The 20,926-nt window shown below is 43.5% G+C and carries 16 protein-coding genes; 15 read left to right on the top strand and 1 reads right to left on the bottom strand.

Annotated elements, in window-relative coordinates; genetic code table 11:
- The first annotated feature begins 8 nt into the window (after positions 1 to 8).
- The 15 genes from E5329_RS11665 to E5329_RS30650 all read left to right on the top strand — a co-directional run bounded on the left by E5329_RS11665 (position 9) and on the right by E5329_RS30650 (position 19,360).
- A complete protein-coding gene (locus E5329_RS11665; protein WP_275443212.1) occupies positions 9 to 1,790 on the top strand; it encodes a sugar phosphorylase in 1,782 nt (593 codons plus the stop codon).
- Between the two features lie 51 nt (positions 1,791 to 1,841).
- A complete protein-coding gene (locus E5329_RS11660; RefSeq protein WP_135989708.1) occupies positions 1,842 to 3,152 on the top strand; it encodes an ABC transporter substrate-binding protein in 1,311 nt (436 codons plus the stop codon).
- A 120-nt stretch (positions 3,153 to 3,272) separates the two neighbouring features.
- The gene (locus E5329_RS11655; protein ID WP_168356594.1) at positions 3,273 to 4,160 is read left to right on the top strand and encodes a carbohydrate ABC transporter permease; all 888 of its coding nucleotides are present in this window, start codon (positions 3,273 to 3,275) and stop codon (positions 4,158 to 4,160) included.
- Positions 4,147 to 4,995 (top strand): carbohydrate ABC transporter permease, encoded by an 849-nt coding sequence (locus E5329_RS11650; RefSeq protein WP_135989706.1) that lies wholly within the window; start codon positions 4,147 to 4,149, stop codon positions 4,993 to 4,995. The genes E5329_RS11655 and E5329_RS11650 overlap by 14 nt, the downstream gene beginning before the upstream one ends.
- A 59-nt stretch (positions 4,996 to 5,054) precedes the next feature.
- Positions 5,055 to 6,110, top strand: a complete 1,056-nt coding sequence (locus E5329_RS11645) for a zinc-dependent alcohol dehydrogenase (RefSeq protein WP_135989705.1) — start codon at positions 5,055 to 5,057, stop codon at positions 6,108 to 6,110.
- A 12-nt stretch (positions 6,111 to 6,122) separates the two neighbouring features.
- Entirely contained in the window at positions 6,123 to 6,914 is a 792-nt protein-coding gene (locus E5329_RS11640) for a sugar phosphate isomerase/epimerase family protein (RefSeq protein WP_135989704.1), read from the top strand.
- 18 nt (positions 6,915 to 6,932) lie between these two features.
- The gene (locus E5329_RS11635; protein WP_135989703.1) at positions 6,933 to 7,970 is read left to right on the top strand and encodes a Gfo/Idh/MocA family protein; all 1,038 of its coding nucleotides are present in this window, start codon (positions 6,933 to 6,935) and stop codon (positions 7,968 to 7,970) included.
- 16 nt (positions 7,971 to 7,986) lie between these two features.
- Positions 7,987 to 10,299, top strand: coding sequence for a glycoside hydrolase family 65 protein (locus tag E5329_RS11630; protein ID WP_135989702.1), 2,313 nt, complete (start codon positions 7,987 to 7,989; stop codon positions 10,297 to 10,299).
- On the top strand, positions 10,300 to 10,944 hold the full coding sequence (gene pgmB, locus E5329_RS11625; protein ID WP_135989701.1) for a beta-phosphoglucomutase: 645 nt from the start codon (positions 10,300 to 10,302) through the stop codon (positions 10,942 to 10,944).
- Between the two features lie 105 nt (positions 10,945 to 11,049).
- Positions 11,050 to 13,194: an ADP-ribosylglycohydrolase family protein gene (locus tag E5329_RS11620; RefSeq protein WP_275443211.1), complete on the top strand. Its 2,145-nt coding sequence runs from the start codon at positions 11,050 to 11,052 to the stop codon at positions 13,192 to 13,194.
- A gap of 113 nt (positions 13,195 to 13,307) precedes the next feature.
- Entirely contained in the window at positions 13,308 to 14,450 is a 1,143-nt protein-coding gene (locus E5329_RS11615) for a glycerate kinase family protein (RefSeq protein WP_135989700.1), read from the top strand.
- Positions 14,451 to 14,629: 179 nt separating this feature from the next.
- Positions 14,630 to 16,756 carry a hypothetical protein gene (locus E5329_RS11610; RefSeq protein WP_135989699.1) on the top strand — a complete coding sequence of 709 codons (2,127 nt, stop codon included), beginning with the start codon at positions 14,630 to 14,632 and terminating at the stop codon, positions 16,754 to 16,756.
- 312 nt (positions 16,757 to 17,068) lie between these two features.
- Positions 17,069 to 17,740 (top strand): response regulator transcription factor, encoded by a 672-nt coding sequence (locus E5329_RS11605; protein ID WP_135989698.1) that lies wholly within the window; start codon positions 17,069 to 17,071, stop codon positions 17,738 to 17,740.
- A gap of 1 nt (position 17,741) precedes the next feature.
- Positions 17,742 to 19,184, top strand: a complete 1,443-nt coding sequence (locus E5329_RS11600) for a sensor histidine kinase (RefSeq protein ID WP_135989697.1) — start codon at positions 17,742 to 17,744, stop codon at positions 19,182 to 19,184.
- 44 nt (positions 19,185 to 19,228) lie between these two features.
- A complete protein-coding gene (locus tag E5329_RS30650) occupies positions 19,229 to 19,360 on the top strand; it encodes a hypothetical protein (RefSeq protein WP_275443210.1) in 132 nt (43 codons plus the stop codon).
- Positions 19,361 to 19,750: 390 nt separating this feature from the next.
- Here E5329_RS30650 and E5329_RS11590 read toward each other — a convergent pair whose 3' ends face one another.
- Positions 19,751 to 20,794 carry a helix-turn-helix domain-containing protein gene (locus E5329_RS11590; RefSeq protein ID WP_135989696.1) on the bottom strand — a complete coding sequence of 348 codons (1,044 nt, stop codon included), beginning with the start codon at positions 20,792 to 20,794 and terminating at the stop codon, positions 19,751 to 19,753.
- Between the last annotated feature and the right edge of the window lie 132 nt (positions 20,795 to 20,926).

Below are 20,926 nucleotides of genomic sequence, written 5' to 3'. Positions count from 1 at the left end.
AAGTGGCAATGTTTGACAACGTTGTCACTAAAAATAAATCCATAAAGACAACGTTGTCAAAAAATAAAAACAAAAATAAGGAATTAGTGATTATTATGGAACAGGCATTTATCAAAAAATTAGAAGCAAGATTACAGCGTATCTATTCCAGTCAGGATAAGACAGAAGAAGCCCTCCGGCTGATAGGAAATTATCTGGATGTATATGAGAGCGTGAAGGAAACAGAGCAGGATTTGTCTGAGAGAGACAGTATTCTGATTACCTATGGCAATACTCTGACAGAAGAAGGCAGGCCGGGGCTTGAAGTCCTTCATGATTTTTTAAATGAATTTGTTCAGGAAGCCATAGAAACAGTGCATTTGCTGCCTATGTATCCCTATACTTCCGACGACGGATTTTCTGTAGTGGATTACAGAGAAATAAATCCGGAGCTGGGAAACTGGGAAAATATTCAGAGACTATCCCATCAATACGGGCTGATGTTTGATGCGGTCATCAATCATATTTCCAGAAGCAGCAGATGGTTTGAGGGTTATTTAAATGGAGAAGAGCCTTATACAGAGTATTTTATTACCTGTGATCCGGATGCGGATTACAGTGCAGTTACAAGGCCCAGGGCTCTGCCTCTTCTGACAAAGTTTATGACCAGAGACGGTGAAAAGTATCTCTGGACCACATTCAGCGAAGATCAGATTGATTTAAATTTCAATTGCCCGGCGCTGCTGGCGGAAATTTTGGACATTCTGGTAATGTACGGGCGAAGGGGCGCTAAGTTCATCCGTCTGGACGCCATAGGTTTTCTGTGGAAAGAACCGGGAACAACCTGCATGCATCTTCCCAAGACCCATGAGGCAGTTAAGTTAATGAAAGATGTGCTAAGGGAATATGCGCCGGGCACAAGAATCATTACAGAGACCAATGTGCCCCATAAGGATAATATCAGTTATTTTGGAGAGAATGGAAATGAGGCGGATCTGGTTTATCAATTTCCGCTGCCGCCCCTTACCATGCATACCTTTTTATCAGAAAATGCGGAGGTTTTGTCGGAATGGATGGAAACGCTTCAGCTGCCCAGTGAAAAGGTTACATATTTTAATTTTTTAAGTTCCCATGACGGCATAGGTGTTCGCCCCACAGAGGGAATTCTTACAAAAGAACAGCAGCAGGCATTGATCGATGCAGCCTTAAGGAATGGCGGGGCTGTATCTTATAAAAATAACGGGGACGGAACCAGGAGCCCTTATGAACTGAATATCAACTATCAGGATGCACTGGCAGGGCCGGAAAGTTCCGATGCAGAGAGAATCGGCAAATTTCTGGCGGCGGAAACATTGCTTTTATCCCTGCAGGGCGTTCCGGGAATTTACATTCACAGCCTGTTAGGTTCAAGAAACGATTATTACGGAAAAGAAATTTCCGGCATACCCCGAAGGATCAACAGAGAAAATCTGGATTACGGCAGATTAAAAGGACAGTTGGCGGAGGACACAAACCGGAAGCGGATTTTTGACACATTGATTCAGAGATTGAATATTCGCAGAACCGAAAGCGCATTTTCCCCGGCAGCGGACCAGAAAGTTCGGAAAGAAAATAAAAAGATAATAAATTTTATCAGAAGCAATGACAGAACCGGTGAGACAATCCATGTGCTGATTAATGTGTCAGGGCAGGAGCAGACCGCTGCTTATGAGGCATTAAAAGGGAAAAATATTCTGACCGGCAGTATGGTAAACGGTGCAATTACCCTGAAACCATGGGAATGTGCCTGGGTAAAGGAATCAGGAAAGTGATTGTAACAGAAAAGAGAGATTCTGTTAACAATAGAAAAGGAGAGAAGGATTATGAAAAGAAGATTAATCAGTGCATTGCTCATTACAGCAATGGCAACGACAATGGTTGCAGGATGCGGCAAGAAATCAGGAGAATCAGGTAAATCGGGAGACGGAAAGGTGCATATTCAGTTTATGCATATGCAGGTGGAACAGGAGAGACAGGATGCCGTTTCGGGTATCATTGACAAGTTCCAGAAAGCAAATCCGGATATTGTTGTGGAATCTGTTCCGGTAAATGAGGATGATTATGATTCGAAAATTGCAACGCAGGGAGGAAACGGGGAACTTGCTGCAGTTGTAGAGTACAGCCAGGATCAGGCAAAAACAAGTGTTGCAAATCAATTTACAGATGTTGACGCAGTAAAAGAAGTTGTAGACGCCAAAGGCGAAGATGCATTCTATGAGGGCGCATTGAAAGTAACAAAAACAGAAGACGGATCAAGCTATGTAGGCGTTCCGGTAAGCAGCTGGGTACAGGGAATCTGGGTGAATGAAGCAATGTTAGCGGAGAAAAATTTATCCGTTCCGACCACCTGGGAAGAGGTACTGGCGGTAGCTGAGGCATTCCATGATCCCGGGAACCAGATGTACGGCATTGCCCTTCCTACCTCTGACAGCGCATTTACAGAGCAGGTATTTTCCCAGTTTGCCCTTTCAAACGGAGCAAATGTATTTGACGGAAACAAAGGCGTAACGGTAGATACCCCTGAGATGAAGGAAGCATTGGAATATTATAAGAGCCTGGCGGCATTCTCCATGCCCGGATCTACGGAAGTTGCAGACGTTAACGACGCATTTGTAGGAAAACACGCGCCTATGGCAATGTATTCCACTTATATTCTCGGAAATGTAAAGGACGCGGGATTTGCAGATGATCTTACCCTGGTTCTTCCAAACAGAAAAACAGAAGCGGCATACGGATGTATTACAGTTCTTGGAATTGCAGCCGGCATGGATGAGGAAAGGACAGAAGCAGCTAAGAAATTCGTAAGCTTTATGCTGGAGGATGAGAACAATGTAGACTGGCTGAATATGGCGCCGGGCGGAGTTCAGCCGGTAATTAAGTCTGTGGATGAAATGCCGGAATATACAGATCTGGAAGCCAGAAAAGCATACGTTCATATGAAAGAAGAGATTGGAAACGCTGTGGCAAATCTTCAGTTATTCGGCGCAGTTGACGGAAAGAACTTCACAGAAATGGGCGATGTTACCAATACAGGAGTAATCAGTAAAATGGTTAACAATGTAGTGGTACAGAATGCAGACGTTGCTGCAGAGCTTTCAACGGCTCAGGCGGCAGTTGAGAAGCTGATGAAATAATCACAGATATGGGAGAGAATGCGATGGAAAGTACACCTGTTTGTCCAATGGCTGGCTGTTTTTTGAAACATGAATGCTAGGCGGCCAGTTCTCTCCCATTTTTTAAAAGGAAGGATGAAAATGAGTATAAAGAAAAAAAAGCTGGGTGGAAGCGATACAAAATTTGCAATGTTTCTTCTGTCGCCAAGTATTCTTTTACTGGTGATGCTGATTGGTTATCCGCTTATTTATAATATCGTAATCAGTTGTCAGGATGTTCCCCTGAATCCAAACCTGCCTTCAGAATTCATCGGGCTGCAGAATTATATAGAAGTATTTAAAGATCCGGAATTTTATAAATCCGTATTTGTAACCTTATCATTTACCATAGTTGTGACAGGGATCAGCACAGTGTTGGGTCTGATATTATCAGTATTTTTGAACCGTCCATTTTTCGGAAAGAAACTGGTGAATTCCATTATCATTCTTTCCTATGTGGTTCCGGCAGTCTGCCTGATTTTTACCTGGCGGTATATGTTTAATAATATTTACGGAATTATGAATTATTTTGTAATAGATGTGCTTGGAATTACAGACAAAGCGCCGCTATGGTTCGATCAGCCGGCCAGTGCATTTATTTTAGTGTCTATATTTGCGGTATGGAAATTTTTCCCTTATGCATACCTTTCCTTTAATGCTATTCTGCAGTCTATGGATAACAGTCTGTATGAAGCGGCAGATATTGACGGGGCCACCTCCTGGGAAAAATTCAAAGTAATTACTTATCCGGCAATTAAGCCCACACTGGTCACTGTAGTAAGCCTCAGAACCATTTGGGTGTTCTATATTTATACGGAAGTATATCTGCTTACAAAACAGGTAAACGTACTGGGCGTATATCTTTACGATATGGCCTTTGCTACCCATGATTTTGGAAAAGCAGCGGCCATTTCCATTGTTTTATTCGCGTTTATTTTTGCTTTGATTATGCTGATAAGAAAGAAGGTGCTGAAAGTTGAAGAAGACTAATAATAAGAAAATTCTCAAAGGGATCTGGTTTTATGCCCGTGTCATCCTTGTGGTATTGGTATTATTATTTCCATTTATCATAATGCTCAGCATTTCTCTTAAGGAAACTGCAGAGACCATAGGATATCCGCCGACAATTATCCCCCGGAACTGGGACATTCAGCATTTTTTTGATATTTTTAATGCAAATATCTTTCCGTTCAATAAATATATGAGAAACAGCCTGTATATTGCCCTTGCCACTTCCGTAATCGCTGTGCTTCTGGGAATTTTGGGTGGTTATGCGTTATCCAGGCTGAAGTTTAAGGGGAAAAGCCTGATCAGCGAAATGTTTTTCCTGGTGTATATGTTCTCAGGAATCCTGCTGATTGTTCCGCTGTTTAAGATGTTGTCTGCCATTGGGCTCAGCAACAGCCGGGAAGCGGTTATTATCTGTATGATTGTGCAGACATTGCCCACAGCAATTTATATGACGAGAAGTTATTTTGACACCATTCCGGCGGAGCTGGAAGAAGCTGGAAGAGTGGACGGCCTGAGCAGAATGGGAATCATTTTCCGGATTGTAGTGCCACTTTCCATGTCAGGAATTATATCCGTGTTTGTATATGCGTTTATGATTGCATGGAATGATGTGTTGTTTGCATCTATTTTCATTGATTCACCGGAACTTATGACAATTCCCATTGGATTGAATTCACTGTTTAACACACCGGATTATATCTGGGGACGTATGATGGCAGCTTCTCTTGTTACCTCGCTTCCCATTGTAATTATGTACGGCTTCAGCCAGCGTTTGATTAAGAGCGGAAGCACTGCAGGCGGCGTAAAAGGTTAAGGCACAGGGAAAATTGACAACAGTTGTGTCAGGACAGAAGGAAAGGATTGATTTATTTTATGAAAAAATTAGTAGCGACGGCTCCGAGAGTTGCAGAGCTGAAAGAGTATCAGGACAGAGAAATTAAAAGCAATGAGGTTAAGGTGAAGGTGGAATTTGCAGCGCCCAAGCATGGAACAGAACTGGCGGATTTCAGAGGCACCACCCCTTACATTGACGGTAAATTTGATGAGGAATGGAGAGTCTTTACCCAGAGGGAGAAGGACGAACCTAGGGGCATTGAATTTGGGGATCTTCCCCTGGGCAATATGTTTGTGGGCACGATTACAGAAAAAGGAGCGGATGTAACGGAATATGAAATCGGCGACCGGGTCTGCTCCTACGGGCCAATCAAAGAGACTCAGATTGTCAATGCCGTTGATAACTACAAGCTTCGTAAAATGAGCAAAGAGGCGTCTGCCAAAAATGCGGTATGTTACGATCCGGCCCAGTTTGCATTGAGCGGAATCCGGGACGCGGATGTAAGGCCCGGAGATCGGGTGGTAGTTATCGGCCTTGGCGCTATCGGGCTTCTTGCCCTTCAGATGGCGGCAAAAATCGGGGCGACCACAGTAATCGGAATTGATCCCATTGCAAAGAGACGTGAAATAGCCGAAAAAACCGGCGCTCACTATACCCTGGACTCCATGGCCTGCGATGCAGGGCTTGAGATTAAACGGCTGACAGAAAAACAGGGCGCAGACGTGATTATTGAGACAAGCGGCAATGTACATGCCCTTCAGTCTGCCTTAAAGGGACTTGCGTATAACGGAACAATTGCCTATGTGGCATTTGCAAAGCCCTTTCCGGAAGGGCTCTGGCTTGGTCAGGAGGCTCACTTTAATTATGGAAAAATCATTTTTTCCAGAGCGTGCAGCGAACCCAATCCGGAGTATCCCCGTTGGAGCAGAAAACGAATCGAGGATGTATGCTGGGAGCTTTTGATGAACGGATATTTGGACTGCGAAGAGCTGATTGATCCGGTGGTTCCTTTTGCAGAGTGCGCAGAAGGATTCTGCAAATATGTGGATCAGCATCCGGAAGAAAGCATTAAAATGGGCGTGGATTTTTTGTAGGAGGAAAGGGTTATGCAATTAGGAACACAGGACAAGGATTTTTTCCCAAAAAATATGACGGAGAAATTCCGTTTTATAAAAGAACTGGGATTTGAATGCTTTGAGATAGATGGAAAAGAACTGGTGGAGCATTTAGAGGAAGTGAAACAGGCCATAGCTGAAACAGGGATTCCGGTTGTTACTGCCTGCGGCGGATACCGGGGATGGATCGGCGATTTTATTGAGGAAAAACGGTTAAACGGCATCGAAGATTTAAAAAAGATCCTGCATGCCTTAAAGGAAGCAGGCGGAACCGGCGTTGTGGTTCCGGCCGCATGGGGAATGTTTACCTTCAGGCTTCCGCCCATGGTTTCTCCAAGAAGCCATGAAGGGGATGTGAGAGCCATTATAGATTCCCTGACAGAGCTTGAGAAAACGGCGGAAGAAACCGGCACATACCTTTATCTGGAACCGTTAAACCGTTATCAGGATCATATGCTGAATACCCAGGAGGATGCGGTGAATATCATCCGCCAGGGCGGATTTCAAAGAGTGAAGCTGACCTCTGATTTTTACCATATGGCAATTGAAGAGGATGATATTTCAGAAACTCTGAAAAAATATAAAGATTATATAGGTCATATCCATATTGCTGAAAACCATCGCTATCAGCCGGGAACAGGTTCCATTGACTGGAAGCGGCATATGGCTACGCTGAAAGAGATTGGATACGACGGGCCTGTGGTAAATGAAGGAAGAATCCGCGGAGAAGATCCGTTGAAAGTATATCAGGAATCTGTGAATTTTATGAAACAGTTTCTATAACAATACAGGGGAAACATCATGAGTAAATTAAGAACAGCAATCATCGGTTCCGGACAGATTGCCCAGGTGACGCACATACCCAATTATCAGTCCATGGAGCATGCAGAGATTGCAGGAATCTGCGATACAAATATTGATACCGCCAGAATAGCTGCGGAGAAATTCGGCATAAAAAATTACTATGATTCCCACAGAACCATGTTGGAGGAATTAAAGCCGGATGCAGTGATCATCTGTGTGCCCAATAAGTTCCACTGCTCCATTACACTGGAGGCTCTGGAACTGGGATGTCATGTATTCTGCGAAAAACCGCCGGCAATTACCGCGAAAGAAGCAGAAAAGATGGCTGCTAAGGCAAAAGAAAAAGGAAAAATTTTATCTTATGGTTTTCATTTTCGGGCCAGTGAACATATTGCATTTTTAAGAAGCAGAATTGCAGCAGGAAAGATGGGAACTATCTACCACACAGAGGTAAAGTGGCACAGAAGAAGAGGAATCCCGGGTTGGGGATGCTTTACCAATAAAGAGATACAGGGCGGCGGGCCTCTGATTGATATCGGCGCCCATATGCTTGACTGCGCCCTGTATTTATTGGACTATCCGGAAATTTCTTATGCATGCGCTTCCAGCAGTGACCGTATCGGAAAAACTTCCGGTGTGGGGCTGATGGGAGCATGGAATCCCAGCCGCTTTACTGTGGAGGACGGAATCTTTGGATATATCCGGTTTGCAGACGGAACAAGTCTGGATTTGCAGACATCTTTTGCCATCAACCGCAGGGAAAAGGATGTAAGAAGCGTGAAACTCTTTGGCTCAAAAGAAGGCGCAGAGCTGTTTCCGTTGGAAATTTACGGCGAAGAAGGCGGACAGCTTGTGAACCTTGCATTTCCATTTATGGAGATGCGGGACTGGCATATGGATTTGGATGTGAATTTTGTAAATGCATGTCTCGGGACGGAAGAACCTCTGGTTACTGCAGAGCAGGGCGCCTATATTCAGAAGTTGATCTGCGGGCTGTATGAATCTGCGGAAACAGGAAAACCTGTGATTTTTTAAGGCGGGGGATAAGTGTATGATTCATTATCAGACAGAAAAAGAAAAAGAAAGATTATGGCTTTGCGAGAAAGAATTTTTGCCGGACTTTGAATTAAAAACAGAATCCGTATTTGCCCAGTGCAACGGATATCTGGGCGTTCGCGCGGCCCATCCCTTTTCCCTGATTAATGAACAGAGGGGGATGTTCTTATGCGGCGCCTTCCATAAAGCTTATGAAGAAGAGGTAACGGAGCTTGTTAACTGTCCGGATGTGACATGGTTTGAATTAGAAGCGGACGGTGAAAAGATTTATCCTGAACAGTCCGCACTGTCCTCTTTTGAACGGAAACTGGATCTTTTCAGCGGAGAACTTGTAATCCGGTATGAATTTGAATTGTCCCAAAACAGGAAAATCGCAGTTGAAAACAGAAGATTTGCTTCCATGGCTCGGAAAAATCTCTTTGCCCAGAGGTTTCAGGTGCAGGTTCTGAATGGGGATGTGAGAAAGATTAAGATCAAAACCGGAATTAATGGACAGATGACCAACAGCGGCGTGTCCCATTTCCACAAATCTGTTGCAAGGGTGTATGAAAAAGCAGTCATGGAAATCCGCAGTGAACTGGAAGAGGGCACTGTGATAGAAGCTGCGGAATGCAGGGCGAAAACCGGCATTCTGTCAGAAAAAGAATTCAGCTTAAAGAGAAGAAGCATATACGGCGCTTATGCGCTGCAGCCAGTTTGCGGACAGGCAGTTCTGGAAAAAATCACTTTTGCGGATCAGGCGGAGGATGGCATCACCACTGAGAAAAGAAAACAGATGCTGAACGCTTCCGCTGAAACAGGATATGATACGCTGTTTCAGGCTCACAGGCAGGAAATGAAAAAATTCTGGGACATTGCCCGAATTCAGGTGGAGGGAATGACGGAAGAAGAGGAAGCGGCAGTCTGCTTCGCCCAGTACCATATTGCAGGCATGACGCCGTGGCATACCAATGAAAGCAGCATTGCGGCAAAAGGGCTGACGGGAGAGGGATATAAGGGACATGTGTTCTGGGATACGGAAATTTTCCTGTTTCCGATGCTTCTGTATCTGTATCCCCAAGAGGCAAAACGCCTTTTGGAATTCCGGTATCATGGATTGGACGGGGCAAGGAAGAAGGCCCGGGACTATGGATTTAAAGGCGCGATGTTTCCCTGGGAAGCAGCGAAAAGCGGCGAAGAAGAAACTCCCCTGTATGCGGCGCTGAATATACATACCGGCAAAGCCAACAAAGTGTGGTCCGGCATTAAGGAATATCATGTGACTGCAGATATCGCTTATGCGGTGGAGCAATATAACAGGGCCACCGGCGACCGGCAGTTTATGGAAGAATGTGGATATGAGATTGTTTTCGAGGCGGCAAGGTTCTGGGCATCCTGCGCCAAATGGGAAAAACAGCGTCAGAAATACGGAATTTTTGATGTCATCGGCCCGGATGAATATACGGAACATGTGGATAATAATGCCTACACTAATTATATGGCGGTTTATTGTGTGAAAACAGCCCTCCGCTATGCCAGAACCTTAAAGGAGAAGCAGCCGGATGTATTTGCTGCGCTGAACTGGAAACTTCAGATTGAAAAAGAACTGGACAGATGGGAAGAATTTCTGAAGAAAATGTATCTCCCGGTTCCGGGGGAGGATGGTATTATTCCCCAGGATGACACGTTTTTAACCAAACCCTGTCTGGAAAACATCAAAAAATACAAGACTTCCCAGATTAAGCAGGCGGTTCTGTTTGATTATTCCAGAGAGGAAATTGTCAATATGCAGGTGTTGAAACAGGCGGATGTGGTTATGCTTTTAAATCTGTTTCCCCATCTCTTCGATAAGGAAACGGTGAAAAAAAATGTGCTGTTCTATGAAGAAAGAACTATTCATGATTCTTCTTTAAGTTATTGCGCCCATGCCCAGGCATGCGCGGCAATCGGAGCCATGGAGCTGTCCTGGGAATTTTTCCGAAACTGTCTGGTGGTGGATCTGGACGAAAATCCCCATGACAGTACGGACGGAATTCATTCTGCATCATTAGGCGGGATCTGGAACTGTCTGATTTTCGGATTTGCAGGCGTCCGCTATGAAAACGGGATTTTGTATTTGAATCCGCATCTTCCCGGACATTGGAAAAACATGGATTTTCGCATGGTGATCGAAGGTGTGCAGGTGCATTTTCTCATAGGCAATGAAAAGATAAATCTTACCTGTGAATCCCAAACCAACGCAGCCATTCAGGTGGAAGCGGAGGACTGCAAATACATATTGGAGCAGACATTGGAAATCAGGTTAAAGACAAAAGGGAGATCGTCATAAATGAAAGCAGTAATTTTTGATTTGGACGGAGTCATTGTAGATACCGCAAAATACCATTATCTTGCATGGAAAAAACTTGCGGCGGAACTGGGATTTGAATTTGATCTTATACATAATGAAAAGTTAAAAGGCGTCAGCCGTATGGATTCTCTGAATATTGTACTGGAAACAGGGGGAATCGAAGGCTTAACGGAAGAAAAAAAAGCAGAGCTTGCCGCAAGGAAAAACGGATATTATCTGAAGATGATTGAAAAAATAGATGAATCTGAGATTTTGCCTGGAATTCCCCAGTTTATAGAGAAGCTCAAAACAGAAGGATACCGGATTGCCCTTGGTTCTGCAAGCAAGAGCGGAAAAATGATTCTGGACAAGCTGAATCTTTCAGATCAGTTTGATGCTGTGGTGGACGGCAACCTGGTGGAACTGGCGAAACCCAATCCCCAGGTATTTGTGAAGGCAGCGGAGCTTTTGGGCATTCCCTGTGAGAACTGTATCGTTGTGGAAGACGCCGGGGCAGGAATTGAAGCCGCTCTGGCCGGGCATATGAAGTGCATCGGCGTTGGCGATAAAAAAGTGCTTGGGGCAGCAAATCTTGTGGTTTCCGGTACGGATCAGCTGGCGGGTGTAGATTTTACCGTATTATAAAGATTACAATTTCCAGCATGATAAGGATTCAAATTTCAACATGATAAGGATTCAATTTACGGCACGGAAGGGCTTTTAATTTATCGCATAGAAGGACTGTAGCTTATGGCAATGAAAAGAGAATACATTGAGAAAATTTATGCCGGATTGCTGGGAAAAATCATTGGTATCCGCATGGGTGCGCCGGTGGAAGGATGGAGCCGTGAACAGATTCAGAATATTTACGGGGATCTTGACGGGTATCCGACAGATTATAAAGAATTTGCAGCAGATGACGACAGCAACGGGCCTCTGTTTCTTTTGCGGGCCCTGGAGGACTGCGGCAAATGGGAGCAGATGGAACCTCAGGATGTTGCGGACGCGCTCTTGAATTATGCGCCTTTTGAACATGGTTTTTTCTGGTGGGGAGGTTATGGGGTATCTACAGAGCATACCGCTTATCTGAATCTGAGAAATGGAATTCAGGCGCCGGAAAGCGGAAGCATAAAGCAAAACGGCCGCACTATGGCAGAGCAGATCGGGGGCCAGATTTTTATAGATTCCTGGGGACTGGTAACCCCCGGAAATCCGGATTTGGCTGCAGGGCTTGCCAAAAAAGCGGCCAGTGTCACTCATGACGGCAACGGAGTTTATGGCGGAATTTTTGTGGCAGCCTGTATCAGCTGCGCATTTATGCAGCAGGATATTCCAAAGATCATAGAAAAGGGATTAAGCTATATTCCGAAGGACTGTGAGTATGCGAAAACAGTGCGGGCCGTTATGGAGTATCACAGCGGCCACAGAGACTCCTGGGAATCCTGTTACCGTTTTATATTTGAAAATTATGGATATGACAAATATCCCGGAGTGTGCCACATTATTCCCAATATTGCAGTGATGATCCTGGCCCTCTTATATGGAAACGGGGATTTTTCAGATACATTGAATATCTGCAACCGCTGCGGATGGGATACAGACTGTAATACAGGCAATCTTGGAACCATTATGGGGGTTTACTGCGGACTTTCTGCCATTGATGACCGCAAGTGGAGAAAACCCATCAATGATTTTCTGGCATGTTCCGGTGTGTTGGGTTCCCTGAACATCATGGATATTCCCTATGGGGCTTCTTATATTGCAAAACTTGCGGCAGCTCTGGCAAAGGAAGAATTGCCGGAGCCATTTTCCACTATCTGCAGGAACCGGATACATAGCTGTCATTTTGAATATCCCGGTTCCACCCATGCGATTCGGGTCCGGTCTGAACATCTGCACACATCGGACCTGTATCCGGAGTTAGATTACCATCTGGTAAATACCGACGAATCTGCGGCCACAGGCAGCAGATCACTGAAAGTAACTGCCAATGAGCTAAAGGGTGGAGAGAATCTGTTCATTTACCAGAAAACATACTATGGCCCGGAGGATTTTCATGACAGCCGCTACGATCCGGCATTTTCTCCCACCGTCTATCCCGGACAGACCATTCACGGCTGCGTGATGCTGCCGGAATACGGAACGGAGGCGCTGGTGGGCCTGTATGCCAGAGAGCGGCATACAGATACTATTTATCATGGCGATGCCATAGAACTGAAAAAAGGGCAATGGGAGAATTTAAGTTATCGGATTCCCCCGATAGACGGCGGTTTAATAGAAGAAATCGGCGTCTGCGTCCGGATAAAAGCGGACAGAGGTAAGGGAGTGACGGCGGCGGCGCTGTTAGATCATCTGTATGCGGACGGAACCCCTTGTTACAGTATCCGTATGGAGCAGGAAAAAGAAGAATTGTGGACAATAGTCCACCGGGAAGTCAGTCAGTTTACCAGGCTGAAAGGACTGTGTTATTTAGAAGAGGGAAATTTGCATCTGTCCTGCAGTGATTTCGGCGAAGTCTATACCGGAAAATATGACGCCCAAAATTACCGGGCAGAATTCGCAGTTACTCCTTTAACGGGAGAAAAACATCTGGCAATTGTCCGGGTACAGGGGGCAAGGCGGGCTTATGCGGCAGCGCTGCTTCCGGAGGGAAAAGCCGGAATTCTGAAAAATGAAAACGGATACCGGATTCTTCAGACAGTTGATTTTCCCTGGACGGCAGGGAGGGAATACAGGATTGCAGTGCAGGCAGAAGATGATATAATAAAACTGGAAATCAACGGGGAAGAATTACTGACCTGGCAGGATCGGGAGGGGCCTTACCTGACGGGGGCTGTGGGGCTGGGAGTTCTTGAAGGAAGTCATTTGAAGTGCAGGTGTATTTCTATTTCTTAATGTGCTGCAGTGAAATTCTTACTTCGGCGGTTAAATATCATGGGTGGAGGGTATAGCCGGCATTAATATTTGCAGCAATGCCATTCCAAATTCACGAATAGAAAGGAACCATTATGAAAGCAGTAATTGCAATTGATTCACTAAAAGGAAGTTTAAGCTCCATAGAAGCAGGCGAAGCGGCCGCAGAAGGAATAAGACGTGTAAATCCCCAGGCAGAAACAGTGGTGCGGCCATTAGCAGACGGCGGAGAAGGTACCGTAGAAGCTCTGGTACAGGGTATGGGCGGCATATTGCAGACAATACGTGTGACAGGCCCCCTGGGAGAACCGGTGGATTGCGTCTATGGCATTATAGAAAAGACAAAAACGGCTGTACTGGAAATGTCCGGCGCCGCAGGAATTACTCTGGTGCCGCAGGAAAAGAGAAATCCGCTGTATACCACTACTTATGGGGTAGGCGAAGTAATTAAAGATGCAGTTCAAAAAGGCTGCCGGCGGTTTGTTGCAGGCATCGGCGGAAGCGCAACCAACGACGGCGGTGTGGGTATGCTGCAGGCTTTGGGGTTCGGCTTTCTTGATAAAGAAGGCAATCAGATTCCTTACGGCGCGGCCGGGCTGAAAGTTCTTGATAGGATTACAGATGAAAATGTTCTTCCGGAGCTTTCAAAGTGCGAGTTTCAGATTGCCTGTGATGTGACGAATCCCCTGTGCGGAGAGAAAGGCGCCAGCGCAGTATACGGGCCTCAAAAAGGAGCGACGCCGGAGATGATTCAGAATATGGATGAATGGCTTCTCAGGTATGCCGGGCTTGCGAAAAAACATTACAGAAAGGCAGATGAAAATTATCCGGGAACTGGAGCTGCCGGCGGGCTTGGATTTGCATTTTTAACTTTTACCAATGCTGTACTGGAATCCGGAATTAAAATTGTTCTTACAGAGACACAGCTTGAAAAACATATTCAGCAGGCGGATATCGTAATCACAGGCGAAGGGTGTCTGGACGGGCAGACTGCCATGGGCAAAGCCCCTGTAGGAGTGGCGGAGCTTGCCAAAAAATATAGTATTCCGGTGATTGCGTTTGCAGGAAGCGTTACAGAAGATGCAAAAAATTGCAATCAAAGAGGCATTGACGCATTTTTTCCGATTTTGCGTGAAATCACTACCTTAGAGGAAGCGATGCAGCCGGAAAATGCAAAAAACAATCTAAGGGATACCGCAGAGCAGGTTTTTCGTTTGATTTATATGCGAAAAGCATAAGATTTATAAAGTTAAAGAAGAATTCGAAGATGAGAAAGAAATAGTAAAAAATTACAACAGGGGGATTTGCAAAATTCTGTAATTTGTGATATTATCTTTTTATGCAGAAAATAGTCAAAGAATACTTTGATTTAGTGATAAAAGAACACTCTGATATTTTATAAAGTGGAGGAAAGCAGATGGAACATGGTAATTCACAAAAGACTAAAATACAATTTTTTTCAGTAATTTCTATCTTCGTATTTTTAGTTGATATTTATCTGATTGTTAATATGAAGGAGAATTATCCGATACTTGGGGTTGCTGCCGTTGCAACTTTGGTTTCCATTACGTTAACCATAAGCGCATGGCTGAAATGGAAAGAACTGGACAGTCAGCGGGCAGAAGAACAATATGTGGATATTATGAAAGCTGAGAAGTCAACCCATCTGGTTTCCCAGAAGAAATTTCAGGATTTGGATGAGAAGCTGAATTTTATCGGTCAGAAGATTATGCCTCTGGAAAAATCCAGTTCCGTAAATCAGAAGAAAATTGCCGATATGTTAGAAACTCTTATGGATGGTCAGAAGAAGGTGGCGAAAGTAACCATCAGCCGGAGTAAGGAAAATGCAAATGCGCTGATGAATTCCAATGATCAGTTGTTGAAACAGATGGAAGAATTTCAGCAAACCATGTTGGAGATAAAGACGGAAGTAATAGATAAGCAGAATGAAATTTATGACAAGAAGCTTCAGAAGATGGGAGATAACCAGAAAGAAATCATAGAGAAAATCCAGGAGTCTTCCAGTTTAATCCAGAATATTATTGAAGTAATACCCGGGAAAATCCAGGAATCTACAGATTTGATCCAGAATATTGTGGAAGCGATTCCAGAGAAAGTAGCGCAGAATCCGCCGTCTGTGATTGTGAAGGAAGTTCCTGTTGAGAGAGAAGGTTATCAGGAAGAATCGTCAGAATTGCCGTCAGAAATAATGTCTGAGACAGTATCAGAGTCGGAATTGCCGTCGGAAACAGCGTCTGATGTTCCGGAGGGAATGCCAGAGGAAACGGCTGAATTTGAAAGAGAAGAGATGCCCATAGCAGCGGAAGAACCAGAACTGGAAGAGATACCGGAACCAGAACTGGCAGCAGAACCAGTAGTTATGCCGGAAGCAATAGAGGAACCGCAAGTAGAGACAGCGCCGCAAATAGAACCGGAAGTAATTGAGGAACCTCAGATGGAAACAGCACCAGAGATGGAACCGGAAATGATTCGGGACCCTGAGATAGAAGCAGCCCCAGGAGCGGAGCAGGAAATGGTTCAGGAGCCGCAAATAGAGGCAGTGCCAGGAGCAACTGAAGAGCCACAGATAGAAGCAGCACCGGAGATAGAACCGAATGCAGAAGAGTCTCAGATAGAAGCGTCCTCAGAGATGGAACCAGAAACATTCGAGGGGTCTCAGAACGAGGCAGTCCCAGAGATGGAATCGGAAGCAGCCGAAGAGCCGCAGATAGAAACAGCACCGGAGATAGAACCGGAAGTAACTGAGGAGCCAGAACTGGAGGCAGTGCCGGAAGTAGCGCTGAATCAGGTATCGGAATTGGCAGCAGAGCCAGAAATCGTATCTGCAGTGGAAGAGGAGCCAGTGTTGGAAGCGGAACTGAAACTGGAGACAATGCCGGAAGAAGAACCCATAGTGGAACCAGAGATGGACGCAATTCCAGAACAGGAATTATCTGCTGAAGCTGAAGTAATGTCAGAAGCCGCAGAAGAGACAGTGACAGAGCCGGAAGTATTGGAAGATACCGAAGCAATGATGGAGGCAGTTGAAGAAATTGAAGAAGTTACAGCAGCGGAACCGGAAGTAATACCAGAACCGGAGTTATTTGCAGAAGCTGATACAATGCCGGAAGCAGCAGAAGAACCGGCAGCAGAGACCGAATCGCTCCCTGAAGCGGAAATAGAACCAGAACCGGCAATGGAAGCGATGCCGGAGGTAATGGAAGAGCCAGTGTCCAATGTTGATTCTATAATGGGAACTGGCAGCCAGATATTGACGCCGGAAGGTATTACTGCATTGTTAGCAAGCGTAGATCCGGAACCAGAACCGGAACCGGAGCCAGTGCCAAGTCCGCTCATAGAAGATGGAAACCGGATGATGAGTCCTGAGGATATTGCCGCTCTAATCGGAAATACTGCTGTAGACGGCCTTCCGGAGACAATCAGCCCGATCGAAGCAGAAGAAAGGCCATTAATGCCGGATTTATCAAATCCGTCTAAATTGATGAGTGCCGATGATATTGCCGCTTTGATTGCTAATATGTAAATAAGCACTTATTGCAGGGGGCTGTCGTATTAAGAAATACAACTACAAGATATGGTATAATTTCCATTTACAAAATATGTATCTTGTATGTTTACTTCTTAATGCGGCAGCCTCTTTTTACTTTACAGAAAATATTATGTTGCTGTGGTGTGTTAAAGTTTTTGGCTTTCCTATCAGATAAGAGTTTACTGTTTAGGATGCATACTCGCGTAAAAGTGGGAATGATTTCATTTGTTATTAAAAATCTCAAACTTCTATCACATTTTCCCGATAAAATAAAAAAATCTAAAAATAGGATATGCAGGGAATAAAATGGAAAAAACAACAATACTAGTGATAGAAGATGAAAAAAAATTATTAAAGACACTGAAAGATTTTTTCGAATTAAACCAATATCAGGTATATACTGCGGAAGACGGACTGGAAGGAATTCAGCAATTTAAGGCTCACAGTAAGGAAATCAGCTGTGTGCTGTTGGATGTTATGCTGCCTTTTGCCAGTGGAAATGAGGTGTTGAAGCAGATTCGCTTAATTTCGAATGTTCCGGTGATTATGCTGACGGCTAAAGAAGAAGTAGAGGATCAATTGAAAAGCCTTTCCTATGGGGCAGATAATTACATTATGAAGCCCTACTCTCTGGCCGTTGTAAAAATGCATATAGAGGCATTACTGAAACGGTTCCGGCAGGAGCAGGATTTCCTGACAGCAGGAGAGATAAGAATTGAGACAGGCGCGCAGAAAGTATATGTCAGAGATGAATTTGTGGAAACTACGCCTAAGGAATTTGAGCTTCTGCATTTTTTTATGAAAAATGAAGGAATTGTTCTCACAAGAGATCAAATTTTGGACAGCATTTGGGGGTATCATTATGTGGGAGACACCAGAACTATTGATACCATTGTAAAACAGCTCCGGAAAAAACTGGGGGATAGTTCCTGTATCCGTACCGTTTACGGCATAGGCTATTGTTTTGAAGGAAAATGAAATGGAGAGAAAACTTAGAACGGATATATTTTTACGGCAGTGTATGTTTATAGTTGTTATTACAGGAATCAGCACGTTGCTTTATATGATCTTTATGCCTGTTTACTATGAATATGTGAAAGATAAACAAATTGTACAGGCTTATCAAGACATTGGAGAACTGGATTTATCTGATCTGAATGAAAAAGATTATGTAATGTTTGCAAATTATGAGAATGAAAATTTAAGCTTTTGCATTGCAGATGAAGATATGAAACCCATTTATTTAACAGAATCGAGTGATAATAAAGAAAATACAGTTCACCGAAGCATTGCAAAAAGGCTTGATTCTTTTTCCAGAACACCGGAAGTAATCAGAAACAGCGGAAAACTGTTAGAAACAGCCAGATATCGCGGCATCATAAAGCAGGATGAGACTGATTATTATATTTTAATCAAAGATATTGCCGCAGGACGAAAAAGCATTACCATGGCAGAAAAATTTTATATGGCGCTTTTCTTTCTTCTTATGCTGCCAGGCAGCATATTTATGACGCTTATGTGGAAATATCTTCTAAAACCTGTGGATAAACTTGTCTCTGTCACAGATGCCGTGGTTAATGGGGATTATCAAGCCGAATTACAGACAGAGGGGCGGTACAGGGAATTGAATCAGCTTGCAAAGAATTTGAATCAGATTGCACAGCAGATGCAGAGCCAGTCAGAATTGTTAGAAGAAGATAAAAGGCAGATTCTTCACCACAATGTCCGTCAGGATCAGATTGAAAAGCGGAGGAAAGAATTTATTGCTAATATTACCCATGAACTGAAAACTCCTCTTGCCGTAATTTCCAGTCAGGCAGAACTGCTCGGATACCTCAAAGAAGATAAGGAATACTATGTGGAATCTATTCAGGAAGAAGTGGCAAAAATGTCTGATATGGTCAGCAGCCTTCTGGAAAATTCTGTAATGGAGCATCAGATGGAAAATATGATTCAGAAAACCATGGATATGAAAGAGGTAATGGATTATATTATTATCAAATATGAAGGCATGGTAAAAAAGAAGAGGCTGCATATGGAAACATTTCTGTCAGAACATTGTTATGTGAAAGGAGATCGGGAATACCTGGAACAGGTTGTGGATAATTATATTACAAATGCGCTGGAATATACCGATATTGGCGGAAACATCCGGCTGACCTTAAAGAAAACAGACGGAAACATCCGGGTTAGCGTTTATAATGAGGGCAGGCAGATTCCAGAAGAAGATTTAGAACATATCTGGAGCGGCTATTACCGGAATAAAAAAGAGAAGAGACGGGAAGAAAAAGGATTTGTTCATGCAGGTCTGGGATTGTATATTGTACAGAATATAGTTACAATGCATAACGGAAGTTACGGAGTGGAAAATCTTCCATCCGGAGTGGAATTCTGGTTTACTTTACCGGAATACGCAGAATAAAATAAAAGATCCGGCATATAATAATCAAAAAAGAGAACCCAATTGTGAAACATAAAAAAGATTTCAGACAGAAAATGGCTGAGGCCATCTATAAGAAGCCTTCCCTTGGGAAAAAAGTAAGCAATATGGAAAAATCCCTGAAAGAAGTTAAAAAAATATTGAATGAGAATAAGTGACAGAGGGCGAATTCCTCAACTGCGGTACAGTGCAGTTGAGGGATTGTTCTTTTAGTTTATAATGGTGAAGAATCCAGCAGGTTCTTTACTGTAATGTTTCTGTACTTCAACATTTAGTTTCCCATATGACGTACCCTTTCGTTCGTTAAGCAATAAATCATAATTGCCTGCTGTACCTCTAATAAATATTTCTTAAAATGGCAGCCGACAAAGTAAGCAGAATCAATTACATCTTCGGATACTTCCTCCCCGCGATAGAATGATGGACAAGGGTTTAAAATGGCATTTTCATTGCCATATCCATAATTTTTTTCGTAATCTGACAGCGCTCAAAATCCCCGAGTATGTCTGCCGGTAATGAATCTGTACATATAATATCAAAGATCTGGTTTAACTGCTGTAAATGCCGCTTTTCAATTTTTCCCAGTATTCATTTCCCTGCATATAACAAAACGGTTCATCTGTGAAAGATTCCAACAGTTTTTGTTTTAAGCCAACTGAGAATTCAGAGCTAACAGTTTTTAGATCCATATGTTGATAAAGTTTGGAATTTGCAAAATCACCAATTGTCTCAATACCATCCAAAATATCCTGCATAAGCTGTGCGGTCCATGCAGCATCCTTTTCCCATGCGGCAATCTCCAATCCGAAACAAACCTCATTATATTTTCCCATTTCAAACGTGAACGCGGCAGAAGAAGAAACATCAACAAGTTTTTTTGCCATCTCATGATTGTCATCTTCCATATAAAGGGTACGCAAATTATTTAATGTCATTTGAATGTGCTGATAACCAGTAAAAATCAATTCTTCGTATGCGCGATAGGCTTCCGCTTGTTTTCCTGTTTTACTGTTCACAAGCGCTTTCTTGCGTTTGCGTTCAGGGTTTTCCAGAGAGAAATAATCCAAATATTGATTTGCCTTTTCATAATCTTCTTGCTGAAAATACGCTTGGAACAGTGAATCTGCCGCTTGGTTTCGAATTTGTTCGTTTTTCGAGAGTAAACACCTCTCGAACCATCCGAATATTGTATCATCGTAATTCTCTTTATCTGGAAGTTTTGTTGTTATCCGGTTCGCATTAAGGATGACTGCTGCCTGCCAAATTAGTTTTTCACAATTTGGATATTCTTGAATTTTTTCTTTTACAGAAATAAATACTTTATGGAAGCTCTTATCCTCCAAGTCTTTTTGAACAATTGATAGATATTGGTTAATTTCCTCATCTGTTAATTCATCCTTAAAGGATAAAAGTTCGTCTGTGGTTATATCAAGCAGCCGTGCAATAGGTGCAAGCAAAGTGATATCCGGCAGCGTATTACCTCTTTCCCATTTATTGACAGCAGGGGTAGTTATGCCGAGACGAGCAGCCATTTCCTCCTGCGTCATTCCTTTATTTTTCCTATATTTTTTGATGACATCTCCTATTGCCATGTTTCACTATCTCCTTCACTATTTCTGGATTGATTCTATGGATAGTATAGCTGATAGGGATTCAAAAAACAATTGAATGTGAGTTAAACAACAGGAATTATTTTTTACTATCGTTTAACTTTGTTCCACAAT

Source organism: Petralouisia muris, assembly GCF_004793545.1.
Lineage (GTDB): Bacteria > Bacillota > Clostridia > Lachnospirales > Lachnospiraceae > Petralouisia > Petralouisia muris.
The sequence above is the reverse complement of the archived record's forward strand: the minus strand, read 5'-3'. Positions and strand labels throughout refer to the sequence as shown.

What these genes read in the sequence shown, in the direction of transcription:
- E5329_RS11665 (WP_275443212.1), top strand. Translation starts at nt 9, where the DNA reads ATGTTTGACAACGTTGTCACTAAAAATAAATCCATAAAGACAACGTTG.
- E5329_RS11660 (WP_135989708.1), top strand. Translation starts at nt 1,842, where the DNA reads ATGAAAAGAAGATTAATCAGTGCATTGCTCATTACAGCAATGGCAACG.
- E5329_RS11655 (WP_168356594.1), top strand. Translation starts at nt 3,273, where the DNA reads ATGAGTATAAAGAAAAAAAAGCTGGGTGGAAGCGATACAAAATTTGCA.
- E5329_RS11645 (WP_135989705.1), top strand. Translation starts at nt 5,055, where the DNA reads ATGAAAAAATTAGTAGCGACGGCTCCGAGAGTTGCAGAGCTGAAAGAG.
- E5329_RS11640 (WP_135989704.1), top strand. Translation starts at nt 6,123, where the DNA reads ATGCAATTAGGAACACAGGACAAGGATTTTTTCCCAAAAAATATGACG.
- E5329_RS11635 (WP_135989703.1), top strand. Translation starts at nt 6,933, where the DNA reads ATGAGTAAATTAAGAACAGCAATCATCGGTTCCGGACAGATTGCCCAG.
- E5329_RS11630 (WP_135989702.1), top strand. Translation starts at nt 7,987, where the DNA reads ATGATTCATTATCAGACAGAAAAAGAAAAAGAAAGATTATGGCTTTGC.
- pgmB (WP_135989701.1), top strand. Translation starts at nt 10,300, where the DNA reads ATGAAAGCAGTAATTTTTGATTTGGACGGAGTCATTGTAGATACCGCA.
- E5329_RS11620 (WP_275443211.1), top strand. Translation starts at nt 11,050, where the DNA reads ATGGCAATGAAAAGAGAATACATTGAGAAAATTTATGCCGGATTGCTG.
- E5329_RS11615 (WP_135989700.1), top strand. Translation starts at nt 13,308, where the DNA reads ATGAAAGCAGTAATTGCAATTGATTCACTAAAAGGAAGTTTAAGCTCC.
- E5329_RS11610 (WP_135989699.1), top strand. Translation starts at nt 14,630, where the DNA reads ATGGAACATGGTAATTCACAAAAGACTAAAATACAATTTTTTTCAGTA.
- E5329_RS11605 (WP_135989698.1), top strand. Translation starts at nt 17,069, where the DNA reads ATGGAAAAAACAACAATACTAGTGATAGAAGATGAAAAAAAATTATTA.
- E5329_RS11600 (WP_135989697.1), top strand. Translation starts at nt 17,742, where the DNA reads ATGGAGAGAAAACTTAGAACGGATATATTTTTACGGCAGTGTATGTTT.
- E5329_RS11590 (WP_135989696.1), bottom strand. Translation starts at nt 20,794, where the DNA reads ATGGCAATAGGAGATGTCATCAAAAAATATAGGAAAAATAAAGGAATG.